The organism is Tenacibaculum aiptasiae (genome assembly GCF_965221665.1).
Classification (GTDB): Bacteria; Bacteroidota; Bacteroidia; order Flavobacteriales; family Flavobacteriaceae; genus Polaribacter; species Polaribacter aiptasiae.
This window is the reverse complement of the sequence record NZ_CBDCSN010000003.1, coordinates 1,281,785-1,302,164: the sequence shown is the minus strand read 5'-3', so window position 1 is coordinate 1,302,164 and position 20,380 is coordinate 1,281,785. Positions and strand designations below refer to the sequence as shown.

The 20,380-nt window shown below is 27.8% G+C and carries 21 protein-coding genes; 9 read left to right on the top strand and 12 right to left on the bottom strand.

The window, feature by feature from the left end; all coding sequences use genetic code 11:
- The first annotated feature begins 78 nt into the window (after positions 1-78).
- Genes ACOQN8_RS17490 through ACOQN8_RS17480 form a run of 3 tightly spaced genes read left to right on the top strand, consistent with a single transcriptional unit; the run spans position 79 to position 2,622 of the window.
- Positions 79-1,602 carry a helicase HerA-like domain-containing protein gene (locus ACOQN8_RS17490; protein WP_420553678.1) on the top strand — a complete coding sequence of 508 codons (1,524 nt, stop codon included), beginning with the start codon at positions 79-81 and terminating at the stop codon, positions 1,600-1,602.
- Positions 1,603-1,645: 43 nt separating this feature from the next.
- Positions 1,646-2,206 (top strand): hypothetical protein, encoded by a 561-nt coding sequence (locus tag ACOQN8_RS17485; protein WP_272149423.1) that lies wholly within the window; start codon positions 1,646-1,648, stop codon positions 2,204-2,206.
- 50 nt (positions 2,207-2,256) lie between these two features.
- Entirely contained in the window at positions 2,257-2,622 is a 366-nt protein-coding gene (locus tag ACOQN8_RS17480) for a cupin domain-containing protein (RefSeq protein ID WP_420553677.1), read from the top strand.
- Here ACOQN8_RS17480 and ACOQN8_RS17475 read toward each other — a convergent pair.
- The 6 genes from ACOQN8_RS17475 to ACOQN8_RS17450 all read right to left on the bottom strand — a co-directional run bounded on the left by ACOQN8_RS17475 (position 2,619) and on the right by ACOQN8_RS17450 (position 8,290).
- Positions 2,619-3,431, bottom strand: coding sequence for a hypothetical protein (locus ACOQN8_RS17475; protein ID WP_420553676.1), 813 nt, complete (start codon positions 3,429-3,431; stop codon positions 2,619-2,621). The two genes, ACOQN8_RS17480 and ACOQN8_RS17475, sit on opposite strands and share 4 nt — an antisense overlap.
- Positions 3,432-3,507: 76 nt before the next feature.
- On the bottom strand, positions 3,508-4,149 hold the full coding sequence (locus tag ACOQN8_RS17470) for a response regulator (RefSeq protein ID WP_420553675.1): 642 nt from the start codon (positions 4,147-4,149) through the stop codon (positions 3,508-3,510).
- A 64-nt stretch (positions 4,150-4,213) separates the two neighbouring features.
- Entirely contained in the window at positions 4,214-6,121 is a 1,908-nt protein-coding gene (locus ACOQN8_RS17465; protein WP_420553674.1) for a sensor histidine kinase, read from the bottom strand.
- A 59-nt stretch (positions 6,122-6,180) separates the two neighbouring features.
- Positions 6,181-6,777, bottom strand: a complete 597-nt coding sequence (locus tag ACOQN8_RS17460; protein ID WP_420553673.1) for a hypothetical protein — start codon at positions 6,775-6,777, stop codon at positions 6,181-6,183.
- A 104-nt stretch (positions 6,778-6,881) separates the two neighbouring features.
- Complete coding sequence (locus ACOQN8_RS17455) at positions 6,882-7,568, bottom strand: ZIP family metal transporter (RefSeq protein ID WP_420553672.1); 687 nt, start codon at positions 7,566-7,568, stop codon at positions 6,882-6,884.
- Entirely contained in the window at positions 7,565-8,290 is a 726-nt protein-coding gene (locus ACOQN8_RS17450) for a class I SAM-dependent methyltransferase (RefSeq protein WP_420553671.1), read from the bottom strand. Before ACOQN8_RS17450 ends, ACOQN8_RS17455 begins: the two co-directional genes overlap by 4 nt.
- 111 nt (positions 8,291-8,401) lie before the next feature.
- On the opposite strand from ACOQN8_RS17450, the gene ACOQN8_RS17445 reads away from it, so the two are divergent.
- On the top strand, positions 8,402-9,574 hold the full coding sequence (locus ACOQN8_RS17445; RefSeq protein ID WP_272149435.1) for a THUMP domain-containing class I SAM-dependent RNA methyltransferase: 1,173 nt from the start codon (positions 8,402-8,404) through the stop codon (positions 9,572-9,574).
- A gap of 41 nt (positions 9,575-9,615) precedes the next feature.
- Here the strand turns inward: ACOQN8_RS17445 and ACOQN8_RS17440 are convergent, their stop codons facing one another.
- From ACOQN8_RS17440 to ACOQN8_RS17415, 6 genes are all read right to left on the bottom strand, one after another.
- Positions 9,616-10,230 (bottom strand): HAD family hydrolase, encoded by a 615-nt coding sequence (locus ACOQN8_RS17440; protein ID WP_420553670.1) that lies wholly within the window; start codon positions 10,228-10,230, stop codon positions 9,616-9,618.
- Positions 10,231-10,342: 112 nt separating this feature from the next.
- Positions 10,343-11,116, bottom strand: coding sequence for a pentapeptide repeat-containing protein (locus tag ACOQN8_RS17435; protein WP_420553669.1), 774 nt, complete (start codon positions 11,114-11,116; stop codon positions 10,343-10,345).
- A 123-nt stretch (positions 11,117-11,239) separates the two neighbouring features.
- Positions 11,240-11,512: an HU family DNA-binding protein gene (locus ACOQN8_RS17430; RefSeq protein WP_150901150.1), complete on the bottom strand. Its 273-nt coding sequence runs from the start codon at positions 11,510-11,512 to the stop codon at positions 11,240-11,242.
- A 186-nt stretch (positions 11,513-11,698) separates the two neighbouring features.
- A complete protein-coding gene (gene fmt, locus ACOQN8_RS17425; protein WP_420553668.1) occupies positions 11,699-12,643 on the bottom strand; it encodes a methionyl-tRNA formyltransferase in 945 nt (314 codons plus the stop codon).
- A 1-nt stretch (position 12,644) separates the two neighbouring features.
- Positions 12,645-14,531, bottom strand: coding sequence for a RecQ family ATP-dependent DNA helicase (locus tag ACOQN8_RS17420; protein ID WP_420553667.1), 1,887 nt, complete (start codon positions 14,529-14,531; stop codon positions 12,645-12,647).
- Positions 14,524-15,066, bottom strand: a complete 543-nt coding sequence (locus ACOQN8_RS17415; protein ID WP_235274636.1) for an AAA family ATPase — start codon at positions 15,064-15,066, stop codon at positions 14,524-14,526. Before ACOQN8_RS17415 ends, ACOQN8_RS17420 begins: the two co-directional genes overlap by 8 nt.
- Before the next feature lie 108 nt (positions 15,067-15,174).
- Between ACOQN8_RS17415 and ACOQN8_RS17410 the strand changes: the two genes are divergently transcribed.
- The 5 genes from ACOQN8_RS17410 to ACOQN8_RS17390 all read left to right on the top strand — a co-directional run bounded on the left by ACOQN8_RS17410 (position 15,175) and on the right by ACOQN8_RS17390 (position 20,332).
- Complete coding sequence (locus ACOQN8_RS17410; RefSeq protein WP_420553666.1) at positions 15,175-15,456, top strand: DUF493 family protein; 282 nt, start codon at positions 15,175-15,177, stop codon at positions 15,454-15,456.
- A gap of 1 nt (position 15,457) precedes the next feature.
- On the top strand, positions 15,458-17,065 hold the full coding sequence (locus tag ACOQN8_RS17405) for a peptidylprolyl isomerase (RefSeq protein ID WP_420553665.1): 1,608 nt from the start codon (positions 15,458-15,460) through the stop codon (positions 17,063-17,065).
- Positions 17,066-17,068: 3 nt separating this feature from the next.
- Positions 17,069-17,926, top strand: coding sequence for a hypothetical protein (locus ACOQN8_RS17400; protein WP_420553664.1), 858 nt, complete (start codon positions 17,069-17,071; stop codon positions 17,924-17,926).
- Entirely contained in the window at positions 17,889-19,271 is a 1,383-nt protein-coding gene (locus ACOQN8_RS17395; protein ID WP_420553663.1) for a peptidylprolyl isomerase, read from the top strand. Before ACOQN8_RS17400 ends, ACOQN8_RS17395 begins: the two co-directional genes overlap by 38 nt.
- A gap of 107 nt (positions 19,272-19,378) precedes the next feature.
- The gene (locus ACOQN8_RS17390) at positions 19,379-20,332 is read left to right on the top strand and encodes an AAA family ATPase (RefSeq protein ID WP_420553662.1); all 954 of its coding nucleotides are present in this window, start codon (positions 19,379-19,381) and stop codon (positions 20,330-20,332) included.
- The last annotated feature ends 48 nt before the right edge of the window (positions 20,333-20,380 follow it).

Below are 20,380 nucleotides of genomic sequence, written 5' to 3'. Positions count from 1 at the left end.
AAATACTTAACAAATAAGAGTTAACGAGTTTTTGAAATGCTAATTTTAATAGTATTTTTATCGAAATTTTACAGAATAATGGGCAATAAAGAAACTTTTTTTGATTACATAAACGAAGGTTATAAATGTAAAGGCGACTTTATTACATTAGGAGCTGGTATGCTGGGAGAAGAAACAGTAACCAATGCTTTGGTTAATATTCCTTTAAAAACTTTAAACCGTCACGGATTAATTGCAGGAGCAACTGGTACAGGTAAGACGAAAACATTACAAGTACTGGCAGAAAACATGTCGGAAAAAGGTATTCCTGTTTTATTAATGGATGTTAAAGGTGATTTAAGTGGATTAGCACAGCCTAGCCCAGGACATGTAAAAATAGATGAACGTCACGAAAAAATTGGAATTCCTTTTAATGCAACTAAATTTCCAATAGAAATTTTATCAATTTCAGAACAAGAAGGAGTACGATTAAGAGCAACAGTTTCTGAATTTGGTCCAGTTTTATTATCTAGAATATTAGATTTAACAGAGACACAGTCTGGTATTGTAGCAATTATTTTTAAGTATTGTGATGATAACAAATTACCTTTATTAGATTTAAAAGACTTTAAGAAAATACTTCAGTTTATAACTAATGAAGGAAAAAAAGAAATTCAAGAAGAATATGGACGAATTTCTACTGCTAGTACCGGTGCTATTTTAAGAAAAATAGTAGAAATTGAACAACAAGGAGGAAACCTTTTCTTTGGAGAAAAATCTTTTGATATTGACGATTTAACTAGAATTGATGAAAATGGTAGAGGAGTAATTTCTGTTTTACGTTTAACAGATATTCAAGACAGGCCTAAGTTGTTTTCAACTTTTATGTTACAGTTACTTGCCGAAGTATATGAAACATTTCCAGAACAAGGTGATAGCGGTAGGCCAGAATTAGTATTTTTTATAGATGAAGCACATTTGGTATTTGATGAAGCATCGAAGGCATTATTAAGCCAAATAGAAAGTATTGTTAAATTAATTAGATCGAAAGGAGTAGGATTATATTTCGTTACTCAAAACCCTAAAGATGTACCAGAAGATGTTTTGGCACAGTTAGGAATGAAAGTACAACATGCTTTAAGAGCTTTTACTGCTAAAGATAGAAAAGCGATTAAATTAGCGGCAGAAAACTATCCAGATTCAGAGTATTACGACACCAAAGAGGTATTAACTCAATTAGGAATTGGCGAGGCTTTAGTTTCAGTATTAAATGAAAAAGGAATCCCAACCCCTTTAGCAAGAACAATGTTACGTGCACCTATGAGTAGAATGGATGTGCTTACAGAGAAAGAAATTAAACAAGTTATTGATAATTCTAAATTAGTTCCAAAGTACAATGAGACACTTGATAGAGAAAGTGCCTATGAAATGCTAAATGAGAAGATTGAAGAGATAAATAAGGAGAAGACTGAGGAAGCCAGAAGAAAGGAAGAGGAAAAAACAAGAAACAGATCTAGATCAACAGGAGCAAGAAGTACAAGGCAAAATCCAATAGTTAAAGTGTTAACAAGCGCTACGTTTATACGAAGTGTATTTGGAATATTAAAAAAAGTATTGAAGTAGAAAACAAAAAATAAAATTAGACGTTTTAATAAAAAAGGAACAAATGAAGAACATAATTAAACCACTTATTATCGCTTTAATGTCAGTGTTATTTATCCAATGTGGAAATAGTAAATATGATATTTCAAAAGGTAAAGTAGGTAAGTTAACAACTAAAACTACGATGCAAGAAGTTGAGAAAATTTTTAAAAACGATTCTGTAGTTAAAGTATTGAGTGAAGGAGCTAAAGGAAATAATATGTTTCAAGAAGATGATAAATATATGATTTATGAAAAAGGAGGAAAGCATTTATTAACCATTATTCCTCAGGAACAATTAGATTCAACATCAACTATTAAAAGTATTGAGTTTTTCGACAATAGATTTAAAACAAAATCAGGATTAAATATTAGTTCTACTTTTCAAGAGATTGATGCAAATAATACAGTAAATAAAGTAGAATCATCATTTTCATCAGCTACATTGTTTATAGACGATTTAAATGCTACAATAGCTATTGACAAAGAAGAATTAGGACTAAAAGAATTTAGTACACAAAGAGTAACCAAAGAACAAATTCCAGATTTAGCGAAAATAAAATCGTTTACAATTTGGTTTAATTAAAAGAAACTAAAAACCGAAACAATTAGTTTCGGTTTTTTTATTTTTATAAAATGAGTAAAAAATATACCATTCAAAAAAAACCATTTGTAGTCCCAACTACAGATGGTAAGTTAATAGAAGAGCATTTTGGAAATGCTTCAGACCAAAATTCAAAAATAAGTATAGCACATATGATTGCACCTCCAGGATGGAGTGAACCTTTTCAAACACCAGAATTTGAAGAGTACACTTATATAATTAAAGGAAAAAAACAATTTAATATTGATGGTGAATTAATTGTATTAAACACAGGAGAATCAATTAAAATTGAAAAAAATGTACGTATTCAATATTCAAACCCTTTTGAAGAAGCTTGTGAATATTTAGCAATATGTTTACCTGCATTTTCGATTGATTTAGTGAATAGAGAAAATTAATTTTTGCTATTATTATTCTCATTAGTAGTTGCTTTACTATCGGAAATATTAAAACCAATATTAATACCGAGTCCTAACCAAGTTTTTTTGTTATGTACCCAGTTTGTATTTGCATCAGAATTAGATAAAAAGTCCCATCCAATAAAACAACCAGCATTAATTGTTTTAGAAAGATGAAGAATTAATCCAGTAGAAACAGAAAAAGCACTGGCAGTTCTTGATTCAGTTACATTACTATTTTTAGAATTTAAATTTACTTTAGCTAAACCAATACCAAAATTAGGTTCAAGAATCCATCTATCGTTAATTTTTTTATTAATTCTATATTGCAACCCTATATTAATACCAATATTTAAGTTTTGTTCGAAATCGAAATTATTAAATCTTAGTTTAAATGGAACTGAGTAAATACCTGCAGAAGCTCCTTTATACCTAGGATAATAGGGAGATGTCACTTTTTTAAAGTCATCTATTTTAATTTTATAATATTTCAATACATTTCCACTTTTATAATAAGTAGTATTAAAAGTAGTTTCTTTTATTTTTTTAGTTGTATCAGAAAACTTTTTACTTCTATAGTATTGTAAAATAACAGAATCACCTTTTATAGAAATAAGGTTGATAATATTTCCTATTTTATGAAGCGTACTAGTGTTGTTTAATACCTTTCCATTAAAATCTGTTTCTTCATTAGTTTGAAAAGGAGATGTAAAAATGTAATTCCCTGATTTTAATTTCTCTTCTTTATTTTCTTGTGCTACAGAAGTAGAAATTATAAACAAAAGGCATAAAGTCATTATTGTTTTCATAATTTTAATTTTAAAGTTTAATAAAATCAAAACTATGTTGCTATTTAAAGAGAAGTAATACCCATAGATAGGTAATTTAAAATTGATATTTTTTATCAATAGCGTATTTTACTAATTCATTTCCGCCTTTTAAATTGAGTTTACGGATCATATTTTTTCTATGGGTGTCAACAGTAGTTTTAGCTATAAATAATACTTCAGCGATCTCCTTAGAGGTATTTCCGTTGGCAATTAGTTGTAATATTTCCTTTTCTCTATTTGATAAAACAATTGTTTCAGATTTTCCTATAATAACATTCTCATTAATGTAGTCGTTCATAAAGTTGAAAGCTACATTAGGATCGAAAAAAGTTTCACCGTTAGCAACAGTAACAATAGCTTTGGAAAGCATTTTAATTCCAGAGTTTTTAAGCAAGTATCCAGAAGCTCCAGCATCTAACATTTGTTTGATAGCTTCAGGTTGATCAAACATAGTTAAAGCAAGTACTTTGATGTGAGGAAATTTTTGTTTAATTAAGTTGGTGGCTTTAATACCATCCATTCTAGGCATTCGAATATCTGTAATTACTAATTTTGGTTGTTTTAAATTAACTAACATAACTAAATCTTCTCCGTTATTAACGGTACCAATAATATGGATGTTTTCATCATATTCGAAAAAAGACTTAACTCCGTCTATTAGCATTTGATGGTCTTCAGCCATAGCAATAGTTATCATAATCTATGTGTTTTTATCAAAGATAGTAAATGCTATGTTGAAAAATTATCCCTATGTTTAAGTATTATACTGGGATATTAAGAATAATAGAAGTTCCTTTGTCTATGGTTGAATCCACTTCAAAGCTTCCTTTTAAATGTTTTATTCTAGTTTGAATAGAACTAATTCCCATATTGTTTTTTAAATCAATTTTATCATAATCGAAGCCTTGCCCATTATCTTCAATAATGATATTTAAATTTTTATCAAAAAGAGAAATATTGATGGTTGCCTCTGTAGCATTGGCGTGTTTAATTATATTGGTAATGAGTTCTTGAATAATTCTAAAAATAGTAATCTCCAATTGGTTTTCAAGTCTTTTGTTTAAACCAAAATCTAAGACATGAATGGCTATTTTATTAGCGTCAGATATTTTTTCAGCCATTAGTTTTACTGCAACGAGTAAACCTTTATTAGCAATTACACCAGCATTTTTAACATGAGCAATACTGCGAACTTTTAAGTAGGTTTCATCTATTAGTTTTTCGGTTTTTGCATAGAGTTCGTCTTGGTCGAAATGTTCTTTTTCTCTGTTTAATTTTAAATTTTCAAAGTGTAGTTTTAAAGTAGCCAACACACTACCAATATTATCGTGAAGATCCTCTGCAATTCGAATGCGTTCTTTTTCTTGACCATCTATCATAGCATTAATAGAATTAATTTCTTGCTCTTTTATAAGAGTTAAACTTTTCTGTTTTTCTAATTCTTTTTGTTGCTCAGCTAGTAGTCTTTTTTTGCGTGAGTTTTTTAAAGTTAAAAGCCCAATAGTACCACTTAAAAATAAAAAAGCTAATGAGCCATAAAGTAGGTTTTGACTCTGCTTTCTTTTAGATTCAATAAGTAAGTTATCTTGTTTAAGTTGTAGGTTTTCTTTTTCTTTTTTTTCAGTTTTTAATTCTTCTCTGATTCTCGAAATTTCAATGTTTTCTTTTTGAAAATTATATAGATACCCTAACTTTCGTATCTTTTCACTTAAATAATAAGCAGAATCATATTTGTTTAGTTTATTAAAATGATTGGCTCTATATATAGCTAAAGCTAATTGATCTTTAATGGAATCGTTTTTATTAATATATCTTTTAGCTAGATCTAGATAATTTATACCATTTCTATGTTGTTCTAACAGAGATGAAACTCTAGATAAATTTGAGAGTATAATATATTTATAAGGTTTATAAAATGATGAAGAATCAATTAGTTTTAGACTTTTTAAATATTCTTTCTTGGCATAATTAGGATTTGTTCTTATTTGTTGATTTCCTTTATCTATATGATAATACATTAATAAGTTTTTAAATTCATATTTATTAATTAGAGAATCGTAAGAATTAAATATTTTATTATATAAGATGGAATTATGGGCTTTTTTTTCATCATAAATTTCTGTTTGACCAGCAAATTTATAAGAGTACATAAAATAGTAGAAAAAATCCTCCTTATCTATGCAATAATCTTTATACTCAGCTAAAATTTTTTTAAAACTATTATTACTTTGTAAATTCTTTTTTAATTCAAATTTTAAAATGGAACGCAAACAGAGTTTTATTAAAGGAGGATATTGGGTTTTGATAGCTTGATCAAATGCTTCTTGAAAATAAGTGTAAGATTTTATTCTTTCATTCTGATAAAGTAAAAGAAAATAAGCTTTTGTTAAATTATAAAAAGTTTTATCTATAGATTCATTTGAATTAATTTTTATATGAAGTTTTTTTAATTGGGTTTGACCATTATCTTTAAATAATTTGTAAAATAGATTTAAATTCCTATTATTACTCAAAGGTTTTTTAGAAATTTCAAAATCTGATTTTTTGAAATCTAAAGTTTTTATTGCATGAAAAAAATTATCATAAATAACAAGTTTCTCACTGGTTTGAGAGTAAGAAACTTGAATTGTTAAGGATAATAAAATATAATATGTTATTTTAAAATTCAATACGGTAATATTGTCTTAAATAATTAATTAGTAGCTATTAATTTTAAAAGGATAGAAATTTATTTTATAAAATAAAGACTTGACTCTACACAATTAGTACCAAATGCTTTGTTGCATACATCACTTTCTTGTTGAATGAGTTTGTCTGAATTTGAAAGTATTAGATTGCTAATATCAGATTTTTGATTAACATATTTTCTTAGAATATGAAACCTTTCTAAATCTTTAACTTTAAATTTTAAATTTGTAAAGGTTACTTTAGCTTTTTTAAAGCCTTTCCTTTTTTTTATAGGAAGCTTAAATGTTAATTTTTTTTGGCTAGAATCAAAAGTAAAAAGAGAAGGATCAATTTTTTTTGAAAAGAAACCAATGTTTTGCTTTGAAAAGACATGAGTCCAAACCTTAGAATAATTTTTAGCAAACAACTCTATTTCTTTAATATATTGCTTACTGTCATCTAATACAAATTTGGCATAAATCATGTAAAAAACACCTTTAGTTTGACTTGCATATATAGCTTGATATTCATTTTTTTTATCATTAGCTAAATCAATATTACCTATTAATTTAGGCTCATCATTTGTGTGGTGATTTTGAGAAAAAATTATTCCATAAAAACATATAGTTAGCAAGTAGAAGTATTTTTTTAAGTACATTGTCAAAATTTTAATGATTAGTGTGTTACAAATCTCAGAAAAAATGTATAAGACTAACTACCTACAAATAGGTATTTTAAACTACCTAAATATAGGTAAAACAATTACAAAGTAAAAACAGTTAATAAAACCCCTAAAAGAATAGCGATAAACTTTTGTAAATTAAATTTATGGTTCTCAGAACTTTCAAAAAGTATGATAGTAGAGATATGAAGAAAAATACCAATAGTTACGGCAATAATTTCAGCATGATATTTATGCAAAAAATTAACCTTTTCTGAAACATACATTCCTAAAGGACTCATCAAAGCGAAAAAAGCTAAAAATAATACTACCGTTTTCTTATCATATCTAGCTTTAATTAAAAAGGTTGTAAGTACAATAGCAATGGGGATTTTATGTATAAAAATAGCCCATAAAAGATTGTGTTGATGATCACCATGATCATGAATTGGTAAACCTTCTGTAAAAGCATGAATACTCAAACTAACAAAAAGTAGCCAAGGAAATTGATTTTTTTCAGAATGAATATGTACATGTCCATGTTCTGCTCCTTTAGAAAAAGATTCTAAAATAGACTGTATAAGGATTCCCATTATTATAAGGATTCCAATTTTTTTTGAATCCGAAGTTTCTACATACACTTCGGGTATTAAATGAAGTATTGTAACTGATAATAGATAAGCACCACTAAAGGCTAGTAGTAAACGAACAAATTTTGTGTTTGGCTTTAAATACAATACAATTAAAGCTCCTATTAATACAGATATTATTAGAATAAATGAATTCATTCAGCAACTAAAATTAATCTATCAGAAGTGGTAGGGTTAAACTTATTTAAACTATAATCACCAAATACATGTTTTATTTTTAATCCAGCATTTTCAAAATACGATTGCATTTTATCTAAAGTTAAAAATTTTACCTGTTCAGTATAAGAGTGCTGTTTGTCATCGGCAAAAAAAGAAATATGTTTTAATATAAAACCATCTTTTATTTCTTTCTTTATATTGAAATCAATACCATCTATAGATTTAGTTTCTTCTTTTATTAAAGAATTTTTTACTTTTTCAACATTTAAAAAATCAAGAACTACTACACCATTTTCTTTTAAACCATTTTTTAAACTTTTTAAAATAGTGATGTCTTCTTTATCATCATCAAAATAACCAAAGCTTGTAAATAGGTTAAAAACAGCATCGTACTTGTTTTCTAAAGGAGTACGCATATCCCAAACCTCAAAATGAAGAGTGTCGTTTTCAAATTGCTTGGCGTGTTTTATACTATTACTACTTAAATCACCACCAGTAACTTTATATCCTAAAGAATTTAAATAAACTGAATGACGTCCTTTTCCACAAGGTAAATCAGCTATATGACTTGATTTAGGTAAGTTTAAAAAAGAGGTAATATTTCGCATAAAGAATTGAGCATCGGCATCATTTCTATGCTTATATAATATATGATAGTATGGTGTGTCGAACCAAGAAGTAAACCAGTCTGTTGTATTCATAACTATAAGGTCTGCAAAAATACATAAATCTTACGTTTTTTATGATGAAAAAAAAAAGATTCTCGCTAAGAGAAAATTAACTGTATTTTTGCAGTGAAATTTTACATTTAGATGGAGAACGATTTTAAAATGACTGCCATAACGATGGCTGGTTTAGAAGAAGTATTAGCAGATGAATTAAGACAGCTTGGAGCTCAAGATGTTAAAGAAGGAATACGTAGTGTTTCTTTTAGAGGCGATAAAGGGTTTATGTATAAGGCAAATATTGCTTTGCGTACAGCAATTCGTATTTTGAAGCCAATTAAAAGAAGTAAAATTTTTGATGAAGAAGATTTATATGAAGCAATTCAACGTGTAAAGTGGGAACGTTTTTTAGATGTAGAAGGAACTTTCGCTATTGGAGCTGTTGTTAATTCTAGAAATTTCACAACAAATTCACACTATATCAGTTTAAAATCTAAAGATGCTATTGCAGATTATTTTATGCATAAATATAATAAGCGTCCGAATGTAGATTTAAAATATCCTGATGTTAAGGTTCATATTCACATTCATAAGGAGTGGTTAACTATTTCTCTAGATTCTTCAGGAGACTCGTTACATAAAAGAGGATATAGAAGTGCTACGAATATTGCACCAATTAACGAAGTTTTAGCTGCAGGTTTAGTATTATTGTCAGGATATAAAGGAGAAGAAAACTTTATTGATCCTATGTGTGGTTCTGGAACTATATTAATAGAAGCTGCCATGATAGCTAATAAGATTCCAGCAAATATAAATCGTAAGCATTTCGCTTTTGAAAACTGGAGAGATTATGATGAAGATTTATATTTTGTAATTCAAGATTCCTTATTGAAAAAGATTACAAGTTCTCATTTTAAAATAATGGGATTTGATAAGGCTCCTTCGGCGGTAAATAAAGCAAAACAAAATATTGTTAACGCCAATTTAGAAGAATTCATAGGGGTTCACCATGTGAATTTCTTTAACTCTAAAAAAGAAGTATTTGGAAAAACAACAATTTTGTTTAATCCACCTTATGGAGAGCGTTTAAATATTAATGTAGAAGAGTTTTATAGAAAAATAGGGGATACTCTAAAGCATAGTTATTCTAATTCTACAGCGTGGTTAATTACTTCAGATATTCAAGCATTAAAGCATGTTGGACTACGTACTTCAAAAAGAATTCCTATTAAAAATGCCGATTTAGATTGTCGTTTTGTAAAATACGAGTTGTATGAAGGAAGTAAAAAAATGAAAAAACAATTTCAAATTGAAGAATAAAAAAAAGCCGTTGAACATATCAACGGCTTTTTTTGTATGTTTTATATTTTTATGTATTGTTCTATTTCTTTCAAATTAGCTATTTCATAATCCTTTAAACTAGAGCTATGACGATTAACCTTTAAATAATTCCAATTCATTTTTTTGGCACCGAGAATATCTGATTTAAAAGAATCTCCAATCATTAATATCTCATTAGGAGTATTATTTGTTAATTTTTCTATTTCATTAAAGATAAAACGATTAGGTTTTAAATAGCCTACATCACAAGAAAAAAACATTTCTTCAAGATAAGAGTCTAAATTATATTCGTAAAAAGGACGTTTGTATGGTGAAGCTAAGTTTGAAATTAAGAAAATTCGAAAATTTTGTTTTAAACTTTCAAGTACATCAAAAACTTCTTCATATACAATAACAGAATTTAATTCCTCTTCTAAACTAGCTATGTTTTTATTATATAATTGATTGAATTCTATTGGTAAGACACTTTTTAATTGATTAACATCCTTAGTCATTACAAGTTTAAGATATGATGAAAGATCTATACCAAAACCATTTTTAGAAATTTTAAATAAATTCAAAAAGAAATGATTCGGTTTCTTGATTTCAATTAATGTATTATATAAATCAAAAACTATTGTTTTTATAGTATTCATTTTTAACTTAAGATAAAGAATTAGTGAGCAAGTTAATGGAATTAATAACGACGAATATATCATAAAAAAACTCGCAATAATTATTGCGAGTTTTTAATTTATGTTTTCTTAATTAATTCTTACTTTTTAACAGATGCTTACTAAAGCTTCTTCCATTTATTTTAGTGTATTTAGAGTCAATTTCATAGGCAACTTCCATATTGGTTATATCGAATTGACCACGAACCTTGGTATATTTAATATTTAAATCTTCTTGAAACTTTACATTTCTAAAAGAAACACCATCATTAAATTCAGAGTATTTAAAAGTAGCACTTTCATTAAAAGTAGAGTTAGCAAAGCTCACAAATTGCTTAAATTCTGCATATTTGAAAGTAGCTGGTTCGTCAAAAAAAGTGTTTTCGAAAGTTATGTCTCTATCAAATTTCGCATATTTAAAAGTAGAGTCGTTATTGAATTTTGTATTAGAAAAATCAGTATTACTTTCAAAGTCAGAATATTTAAACATTGCTTTTTGTTCAAAAACACAATCTCTAAAAGTAACAACATCTTCAAAGTTTGCAATAAAAGTATATCCGCTTTTTTCGTGAGGAATATATGCCAATACATCATCAGTAAAAGTACAGTTAACAAAAGAAATCTTATTAGTAATTTGTTTTTCAATAGTGTTAGAACCACCGTTATTCCACCAACGTTTTCTTTTAGGTAATTTAGGTAACGCTTCATTCATAAAAGTAAAGTCTAAAACACCAGTAATAGTTGCACTTGAAATATTAACTGCTTTACCGTTTTTTACATCTCTAATAATATCAGAAGCACTTACTTTGGTTTGAGCAAATGTAGTTAAGCAAAATAAAAAAGCGATTAACGTAATTATATTTTTCATTTTAAGAGTTTTTTTATGTTTATACCTAATAGACTAGAGACAAAACTATTTTGTGACACTTTTATATAGAAAAACAGCATTTAGTTGCCTAAATGCTGTTTTTAATATGTTTAGAAATAAGTCTTAGTTTACAGAGTCAGCTAAACCAGCTCCAGCTTTAAACTTAACTACATTTTTAGCAGCGATTTGAATTTCTTTTCCAGTTTGAGGGTTTCTACCAGTTCTAGCAGCTCTCTCAGAAACAGACCAAGTTCCCCATCCTACTAAAGCAACTTTGTTTCCTTCCTTTAAAGACTTAGTTACGTTAGAAGTTAAAGAATCTAATGCAGCTTTAGCAGCAGCTTTTGAAATTCCTGCGTCAGCAGCCATAGCATCGATTAAATCTGATTTGTTCATAATTTTAATAAGTTTTAAAAAATTAATTAATGTTTTATTGCTTAATAGCTCAACAAATATAGACGGAATGCGGGATTGTGCAAGAAATCATACCGAAAAAACAAAGTTTTGTTAATAAATAGGGGGTAATTGTTAATAACCCCAGTTGTTTTTTACCGAAAAAGCTAAAAGCCTATAAATAAAGGGCTACAGCGCTTTTGAATTTTCTTCAAACTGAAAACCGTTTAATAAACTCTTAGAATCCATTAATTTTTTACCTGAAATTTTTATTTGATCTATAATAAGGTAACCACCTTTCGTGGCTACTTTTAGCTCTTTTTTTGAAGTAACAATTGTACCATATTCTAATTTATGAGCAACAACTTCTTTAGAAACACCATATATTTTAGCCGAAATTTCATCCTCTCCATTTAATATAGTTGTCCAAGCAGCAGGATACGGATTTAATCCACGTATATGATTGTATATTTCATCTAAAGATTTAGACCAATCAATTTTACAATTATGAGGGTAAAGTTTTGGTGCTGATTTTTCTTCCAATTCTGGTTGTTTTGTGGTGTTTACATCACCTTTAGCAATTAAATCAACAGTTTCTGCTACCAAACCAGCTCCTAAATGCATTAGTTTATCGTGTAATTGACCTAAAATTTCATCACTTTCAATTGAAACTTCTTTTTGTAAGATGATTTCTCCAGTATCTATTTTATCATCTATAAAGAAAGTTGTAACACCTGTTTTAGTTTCTCCATTCATAATAGCCCAATTAATCGGTGCAGCACCACGGTATTCAGGAAGTAATGAAGCATGTAAATTAAACGTACCATAAGTTGGCATAGCCCATACAGCTTTAGGAAGCATTCTAAAAGCTACTACAACTTGTAAATTAGCATTCCACTTTTTTAATTCTTCTTGGAATTCTTCACTTTTCAGGTTTTTAGGTTGAAGAATAGGTAGGTTTTGTGAAAGAGCATACTTTTTTACTGCCGATTGATTTAGTTTACGACCTCTACCAGCTGGTTTATCAACCGCAGTAATTACTCCAACTACATTATAATCATTTTCAACTAAGTGCTTTAATATGGTAACAGCAAACTCTGGCGTACCCATAAAAACGATGCGTAAATCTTTCATTTTATATTAAAAAATATTTATTGTTTGAACTACTAATTTTTTCTTCCGATAACAATTCGCGCAAAAGTATTAAAATGTTTGCTTCTTTTTGATTTAACAATACACTCATTTCTTCAACTGTAGCTTCTTTTCTTTCCTTTAATAAAGAAATAATTTCATTTGCTGTTATAGAAATTTTATTGTTTTTGTTTAAACAAACATCACAAATACCACATTCTGTACTAAAGTCTTCATCAAAATAAGATAGTAATTGTTGACTTCTACAAATAGTATTGTTTTTGATAAAGAAAATTAAGTCTTTAATTTTTTGTTCTTTCTGAGCTAAATAAACCTTAATGCTTTTTGATACATTATTAATTGTTCTGTCATCTTCTCTAGGATGGAGAAAAAATAATTCGGAATCGTTGGTAGCTTTATTGTATTCAATAAAACCATTCTCAGCCATACGTTCTAATTCTTGAATAACAAACCAAGAAGTAACCCCTGTTTTTTTAGAAATATAAAACTCATCAATTTTTATTTGAGTTTCAAAAATACCGCCATACAATCGCAATAAAGTTTGTATAAAGTTTTTTGAATTAGAGTTTTGTTTATAATGCAATAATACTTGGTTACTTGAAACAATAAATTGAACAGTAGATTTTTGATTAAAATTATTGTTTAATTCAATAATCCCATTACTATTTAGGATTTGTAATGCATTGTATGTTTTGTTAGGGGCTAATTTATATTTATTAGAAAACTCTAAAAGATTAAAGTTGAAACTAGTTTCTATAAGTTCTCCTTTAGCTATTTGAAAGTGTTGATATAGTTTTTGATGAACGATTTTAATATCATCTATAGTTGGTAAAGATTTTTTTAATAACTCTTTACTAAGTTTTATATCACTTTCATTAGTTAATACTACAGAAAAAGCTTTGTTTCCGTTTCTTCCACCACGTCCAGCTTCCTGAATATAATTTTCTATAGAAGAAGGTAAATTCAAATGTATAACTACGCGTACATTTGGTTTGTCTATTCCCATTCCAAAGGCATTTGTAGCTACAATAATTGGAGTTTTTTCACTCATCCAATTATCAAAAGCTATCTTTTTCTCTAGAGCTGTTAAACCTCCATGATAAAAAGAGCTTTTAAAGTTATTTGCATTTAAATAAGCACTAATCTCTTTAGTTTTTGCTCTTGAATTTACATAAACAATAGCTGGTGCTTTTGTTTTAGTAAAAATTTTACGAAGCTTTCCAAGCTTATCATCAGTTTTAAAAATTTGATATGCTAAATTTTCTCGATAAAAAGATTTTTTAAATACTTGAGAAGATTCTATTGCTAGAGAAGCTATAATATCGTTAATAACCTTATTGGTAGCAGTAGCTGTTAAGGCTATAATGTTAGTTTTAGGCTGTAGTTCTTTTAGTATTTTAATGTTTTGATATGAAGGCCGAAAATCATGTCCCCATTCAGAAATACAATGAGCTTCATCTATTGCAATTAAGTTAACATGAAGTTGCTTAATTTTTTCTTGGATAAAACGGGATTGAAGTCTTTCAGGCGATAGGTATAAAAACTTGGTTCTTCCAAATTTAATATTATCAAACAAAGTAATAATATCATCTTGTAAACTTCCAGAAGGAATAATGGTAGCTTTTATACCTTTATCATTTAAGTTGCTTACCTGATCTTGCATTAAAGCAACCAATGGAGAAATAACTATACAAACACCTTCTTTTAATAAAGCTGGTACTTGGAAACAAATAGATTTACCACCACCAGTAGGTAATAAAGCAATAGTATCTTTGCCTTCTAAAACAGAAGAAATTATTTCTTGTTGGGGAGTTCTAAAAGAAGAATATCCCCAATAATGTTTTAATATTTTTAAAGCTTCATCATACATCGTTTTTTAACGAGTGTAAAATAAAATCGCATCGTTCATTTACAGTTCCAAAAGGAACGTTGATAATTTCGTAACCTATTTCTTCGTAAGCTTCCTTTAAAAAGGTATCAATTTTTACAGATTGCTCGTAGGTTTCGTAGCGTTCATTGTCAGATTTGTATATGGCTTCCCAAGGAGCGCACATATATACTTTATTATATAAGTATTTATTACTTTTTTCTTTATAAATAGGAGGGTAGTCGTTACCTAAGTAATTCATATACGCATGAACATCAGGAATTCCTCTATCAAAAAAGATAATTGAACTATCACTTTTTTGAGCGTCTAAATATTGTTGTTCTCTTCCTTCTAATAATAGTTGACTAAATAATAAAGGTTGTTCTAAGAATAATTGATCTATACCTTCTTTTTGAGCTTTTAGGGTTACTTCTCTTGATATTTCTGGCATACATTCGTAACCACGTTTTATAAGCTCTCTTAAAATTGAAGACTTTCCAGTACCTGGACCTCCTATAATTACTATTTTTTGTTGCATTTTGCAAAAATAAAAGTTTCAATTTATAAATGTAATAAATAGTGTAATTTTGTTCTCCATCATTTTTTAGGACAATTTATGATGGAAAATTTTTAAAAGAATAAAAATATGTCAGATAGAGAAGCGTTTTATATTAAGTTAAAAGCACAATTAGAGGATACTACTAAGTTTCCAGCCAAATATTTATATAAATTTATAGTGCCAACAGATGGCAACCAAGTTGAGGAAGTAAAAGAGTTATTTGATGCAGGAGGAGCTGTTATTGATACCAAAAAATCAAGAACAGGAAAGTATGTTAGTGTTTCTATACATATTAAAGTAAAAGGAGCTGATGAAGTAATATCGTACTATAAAAAAGCCGAAGCTATTAAAGGAATAATATCGTTATAAGATGAGAAAACAGTTTTTATATTTTTTTGTATGTTTTGTAAGTTCAATGTCTTTAGCTCAAAAAGATAAAGAGCTATTTAGAATAAATAATGAACCAATCATGGTTTCGGAATTTAAACAAGTATATGAGAAAAATTTAGCTGTTTTAGAAGATGATGCATCAAAAGATATTGATAACTATCTTGAACTGTATATTAACTATAAATTAAAAGTAAAAGAAGCTTATAAATTAAAATTAGATACTTTAAAGACTTATAAAAGAGAATTAGAAGGTTACAAAAACCAGTTAATAGCTCCTTATTTGCAGGATAATGATTATTTAAAAAAATTAATAAAAGAAGCTTACGATAGAACTAAGAATGAAGTAAGAGCTAGTCATATCTTAATTAAGTATCCTAAAAAAATGCAAGAAAAGGATTCACTGGTACTTTACAAGAAGATATCAGATATAAGAAATAGAATTTTGTCTGGTGAATCTTTTGAAAAAGTAGCAAAGGAAGTATCTGAAGACCCTTCTGCCAAAATTAATGGTGGAGATTTGGGATATTTTAAAGCTTTTACTATGGTATATCCTTTTGAAGAAGCTGCGTACAAAACAAAAGTAGGAGAAGTTTCTAAACCGTTTAAAACAAGGTTTGGATATCATATTCTAAAAACTACAGGGAAGAGAGAGTCTAAAGGAGAATTTGAAGTTGCTCATATTTTGATAAAAGCTTCTGAAGGAAACAAGGAGAAAATTAACTCAATTTATAAAGAATTAAAGTCAGGAGAGTCTTTTGAGAAGCTAGCAGAAAAGTATTCAGAAGATAAAGGAACAGCAGCTTTGGGAGGAAAATTACCAAAATTCGGTACAGGAAAGATGGTAGAAAGTTTTGAAGAAGCGGTTAGAAAATTAAAAGAAGAAGGAAGTTATAGTAAACCATTCAAAACTAGATATGGATGGCATATTGTAAAATTATTGAAAAAGTATCCAGTTGGTTCATTTGAAGAGATTAAAAGTGAATTGACCAGAAAAATGAAAAAATCTAATAGAGCAGGTTTATCAAAACAAGCTGTATTAAATAAGTTAAAAAGAGAGTATAAAATAAAAGAGAATAAAAATGCTTTAAAAGTTTTTGTTAATACTAATACTCATGTGTTAGAAACTCAAGATTTAAAAGAGGTTTTATTTACAATAAATAAGGATAAAAAGATTTTACAAAAAGATTTTATGAATTTTATTGGTCATAGACATAGTCATAATGTAAATGATTTGTATGAAAAATTTAAAGAAGCCGAAATTATAACCTATTTTAAAGATGATTTAGTTCATAAAGAACCAGCATACAGAAATGTACTGTTAGAGTATAAAGAAGGGTTGTTGTTGTTTGACTTAATGCAAAAAAAGATTTGGAATAGAGCATCAAAAGATACTTTAGAGTTGAAAAAGATGTATGAATTGAATAAAGAAAAATATAAAAACAAAAAATTTGAAGAAGTAAGAGGTCATATTATGAATGACTATCAAAAAAAGCTAGAAAAAGAATGGGTTAAAAGTCTAAGAGAAAATAATAAAGTTATAGTAAAAGAAAGAGAATTAAAGAAGTTTAAAAAAATATTTAATCAATAAAAAATGAAGAGGGGATTCTTTTTTATAGTATTACTACTTATAGTTTCTTGTGACTTAATTAGTTTAAAAACTGAAAAGTTTAGGGAAGACAAACCTATTGCTACAGTTTATAATAAAAATTTATACAAAAAAGATATAGAAGACTTATTGCCAAAAGGAATAACAGCTAAAGATAGTTTGGTTATTGTTAAAGGATTAATAAATTCTTGGGCAAAACAACAATTGTTATTAGTAAAAGCTGAAGAAAATATATCGGAAGTAAATAGCGAAAAAATTGAAAGCTTAGTAAACGATTATAAAAAAAGCTTGTATATAAACGGTTATAAAGAACGTTTAATAAAACAGCAATTAGATACCATTGTTTCTGAAGAAGAAATAGATTCATATTATCAGAAAAATAAAGAAAATTTTAAATTGAATGAAGAATTATTGCAATTTGAATACATTCATTTTGGTAAAGATTTCTTAGATAAGGATGAAACTATAAAAAAATTTAAATCATCTAAAGAAGAAGATAAAGAAGATTTAGAGAGCTATTTATTAAACTTTAAATCATACCGATTGCAAGACACAACTTGGGTAACAATTGATTATCTAAAGAAAAGTATCGCACCTTTTCAGACAGAAACGAGGGAAAATTTGTTAAAAATATCCAAATTCATACAAAAAGAAGATAGTTTAGGAGTATATTTGGTCGCTGTAAAAAATATGTTACCAAAAAATGCTACGGCACCTTTAACATTTGTTAGTTCAAGGATTAAGCAAATTATTTTACACAAACGAAAATTAGAATTAATAAGAGAGATAGAAAAAACGCTGATAAATGATGCAATTCAAAACAAAAACTTTAAAGAATACTAGTATTTTATTCACCTTTTTCTTGGCTAGTTTAGGAGTTGTAAACGCTCAACAAACCAAAAAAATTGATGGAGTAGCTGTAGTAATAGGTAAAAATATTGTTTTAGATTCTGACATTGATAAATTTAAACAAGAGATTGAATTAAGGAGTGAAGGAAAAGTAAAAATTTCTGATTGCGAAATGTTGGAAGAATTAATGCAACAAAAATTATTAGCACACCATGCTGTAATTGATAGTGTTGTAGTTTCTCAATCTGATGTTGATTCTAGGGTTCAAAGAAATATAGCATACTTTATTAATGAGTATGGGAGTGAAGAAAAGATGGTTAAGGCTTATGGGTTTAATGATCTTGAAGATTTAAAGAAAGAGTTAGGTAGAGTAGAAAAAGAAAATCTACTAATAGAAAAAGAACAGAAGAAAATTACAGAAAAAATAGACGTTACTCCTGAGGAAGTTCGTGTTTATTATAAAGGATTACAAGATAAAAACGAATTACCTGAGATTCCATCAGAAGTTGAAATAGCTCAATTAGTATTAAAAGCAGAGCCAACTAAAGAAGAATCTGAGCGTATTATAAAGAAGCTTAATGAAATAAAAAAGCAGGTAGAAGGTGGAGCAAGTTTTAAATTAAAAGCAATTATTAATTCAGATGATCCTACTGTGGCACAAAATGGAGGTAATATGGGGATTATTACAAAAGAAACAAATTTTGTAAAAGTATTTAAAGAAGTTGCTTTTTCATTGGAAGAAGGAGAAATTTCTGAGCCATTTAAGTCTCCTTTTGGATATCATATAATTTTGTTAAACAATATTAAAGGTAAAGGAAGAGGCGTTTCTCACATATTAATGCAACCAGAAGTTTCTGATGAAAAATTAAAAGAAACTAAAGAAGAAATAGAAAAAATAAAAGCAGATTTAAAAGAAGGAAAAATAACTTTTGAAGAAGCAGTTAAGAAATATTCTGAAGATGAAGACACAAAGAATAATGGAGGTGCTATAATAAATCCTTACACAAATGAAACTACTTTTGAGCTAACAAGAATGCCACCAGATTTATTTGGTAGAATTAGTGAGCTTAAAAAAGGAGAATTATCAGATATTTTTTATGATGAAACCCGTCAAGGAGAGAAAATGTATAAAATAATTTTCTTGAAAAATAAAACAGAAACACATAAAGCTGATTTAGTAAAAGATTATGTGAGAATGCAACAATTTGCTTTAGCTAAGAAAAAAGAAGAAGAGATTGTTAAATGGTCTAAAGATAAAATTCAAGAGACTTATATAAAATTAGGAAACGATTATAAATCTTGTACTTTTGAAAAAGATTGGAAAAAAGAAAATAAATAAAAAATAATAATTTTATTATACTTATATTGTCATTCCCGCGAAAGCGGGAATCTCATTTTATAAAAGTTTGTAACAAAAAAATATTGTATTAAAATAAAAGATAATTTATGTCTGATGTAACTGCGGTAAACAATTTAGTTCAAAAATATTCTCAATTGCAACAAGAAATAGGAAAAGTAATAATAGGACAACAAGAAGCCGTTGATTATACTTTATTGTCTATTTTATGTGGAGGACATTCTCTTTTAGTAGGAGTTCCTGGTTTAGCAAAAACATTATTAGTAAATACAATTTCTAACGTATTAGGTTTACAATTTAGCCGTATACAGTTTACTCCAGATTTAATGCCTTCTGATATCTTGGGAAGTGAAATATTAGACGAAAATAGAAATTTTAAGTTCATTAAAGGACCAATATTTTCTAACATAATTTTGGCCGATGAGATTAACCGTACACCTCCTAAAACACAAGCTGCTTTGTTAGAAGCAATGCAAGAAAAATCTGTAACAGTGGCAGGACACCAGTATAAGTTAGATTTACCATTTTTTGTATTAGCAACTCAAAACCCAATAGAGCAAGAAGGAACTTATCCTTTACCGGAAGCGCAATTAGATAGGTTTATGTTCTCTATTAACTTAGAATATCCATCTTTTGAAGAAGAGGTGCAAGTGGTAAAAAATACGACTTCAATAATTAATCAAAATGTAAAATCAATATTTTCTGCTCAAGAAATTATAGAGGTGCAAAAATTAATAAGAAAAATTCCAGTAGCAGATAATGTGATAGAGTATGCAGTAGGTTTAGTTGGTAAAACAAGACCTAAGTCAGATAGAGCTACTAATTTTGTTAAAAAATACATTGACTGGGGAGCTGGACCAAGAGCTTCACAAAATTTAATATTAGCAGCTAAAGCGCATGCAGCTGTTAAAGGAAAATATTCGCCAGATATTGAAGATGTTCAAGCTGTAGCTATCCCTATTTTATCGCATAGGGTTGTTAAAAATTATAAAGCGGAAGCAGAAGGAATTACTATAAAAGAAATTATAGGTTCGTTATTTTAAAATAAAAAAGGAAGTTTCAAATCAGAAACTTCCTTTTTTATTGTTGTT

Excerpts from the sequence above, each read along its gene's own strand:
- ACOQN8_RS17400 (WP_420553664.1), top strand. The coding sequence starts at position 17,069 with ATGAAGAGGGGATTCTTTTTTATAGTATTACTACTTATAGTTTCTTGT.
- ACOQN8_RS17410 (WP_420553666.1), top strand. The coding sequence starts at position 15,175 with ATGTCAGATAGAGAAGCGTTTTATATTAAGTTAAAAGCACAATTAGAG.
- ACOQN8_RS17480 (WP_420553677.1), top strand. The coding sequence starts at position 2,257 with ATGAGTAAAAAATATACCATTCAAAAAAAACCATTTGTAGTCCCAACT.
- ACOQN8_RS17485 (WP_272149423.1), top strand. The coding sequence starts at position 1,646 with ATGAAGAACATAATTAAACCACTTATTATCGCTTTAATGTCAGTGTTA.
- ACOQN8_RS17445 (WP_272149435.1), top strand. The coding sequence starts at position 8,402 with ATGGAGAACGATTTTAAAATGACTGCCATAACGATGGCTGGTTTAGAA.
- ACOQN8_RS17390 (WP_420553662.1), top strand. The coding sequence starts at position 19,379 with ATGTCTGATGTAACTGCGGTAAACAATTTAGTTCAAAAATATTCTCAA.
- ACOQN8_RS17460 (WP_420553673.1), bottom strand. The coding sequence starts at position 6,777 with ATGTACTTAAAAAAATACTTCTACTTGCTAACTATATGTTTTTATGGA.
- ACOQN8_RS17490 (WP_420553678.1), top strand. The coding sequence starts at position 79 with ATGGGCAATAAAGAAACTTTTTTTGATTACATAAACGAAGGTTATAAA.
- ACOQN8_RS17450 (WP_420553671.1), bottom strand. The coding sequence starts at position 8,290 with ATGAATACAACAGACTGGTTTACTTCTTGGTTCGACACACCATACTAT.
- ACOQN8_RS17470 (WP_420553675.1), bottom strand. The coding sequence starts at position 4,149 with ATGATAACTATTGCTATGGCTGAAGACCATCAAATGCTAATAGACGGA.
- fmt (WP_420553668.1), bottom strand. The coding sequence starts at position 12,643 with ATGAAAGATTTACGCATCGTTTTTATGGGTACGCCAGAGTTTGCTGTT.
- ACOQN8_RS17420 (WP_420553667.1), bottom strand. The coding sequence starts at position 14,531 with ATGTATGATGAAGCTTTAAAAATATTAAAACATTATTGGGGATATTCT.
- ACOQN8_RS17415 (WP_235274636.1), bottom strand. The coding sequence starts at position 15,066 with ATGCAACAAAAAATAGTAATTATAGGAGGTCCAGGTACTGGAAAGTCT.
- ACOQN8_RS17455 (WP_420553672.1), bottom strand. The coding sequence starts at position 7,568 with ATGAATTCATTTATTCTAATAATATCTGTATTAATAGGAGCTTTAATT.
- ACOQN8_RS17430 (WP_150901150.1), bottom strand. The coding sequence starts at position 11,512 with ATGAACAAATCAGATTTAATCGATGCTATGGCTGCTGACGCAGGAATT.
- ACOQN8_RS17395 (WP_420553663.1), top strand. The coding sequence starts at position 17,889 with ATGATGCAATTCAAAACAAAAACTTTAAAGAATACTAGTATTTTATTC.
- ACOQN8_RS17440 (WP_420553670.1), bottom strand. The coding sequence starts at position 10,230 with ATGAATACTATAAAAACAATAGTTTTTGATTTATATAATACATTAATT.
- ACOQN8_RS17475 (WP_420553676.1), bottom strand. The coding sequence starts at position 3,431 with ATGAAAACAATAATGACTTTATGCCTTTTGTTTATAATTTCTACTTCT.
- ACOQN8_RS17405 (WP_420553665.1), top strand. The coding sequence starts at position 15,458 with ATGAGAAAACAGTTTTTATATTTTTTTGTATGTTTTGTAAGTTCAATG.
- ACOQN8_RS17435 (WP_420553669.1), bottom strand. The coding sequence starts at position 11,116 with ATGAAAAATATAATTACGTTAATCGCTTTTTTATTTTGCTTAACTACA.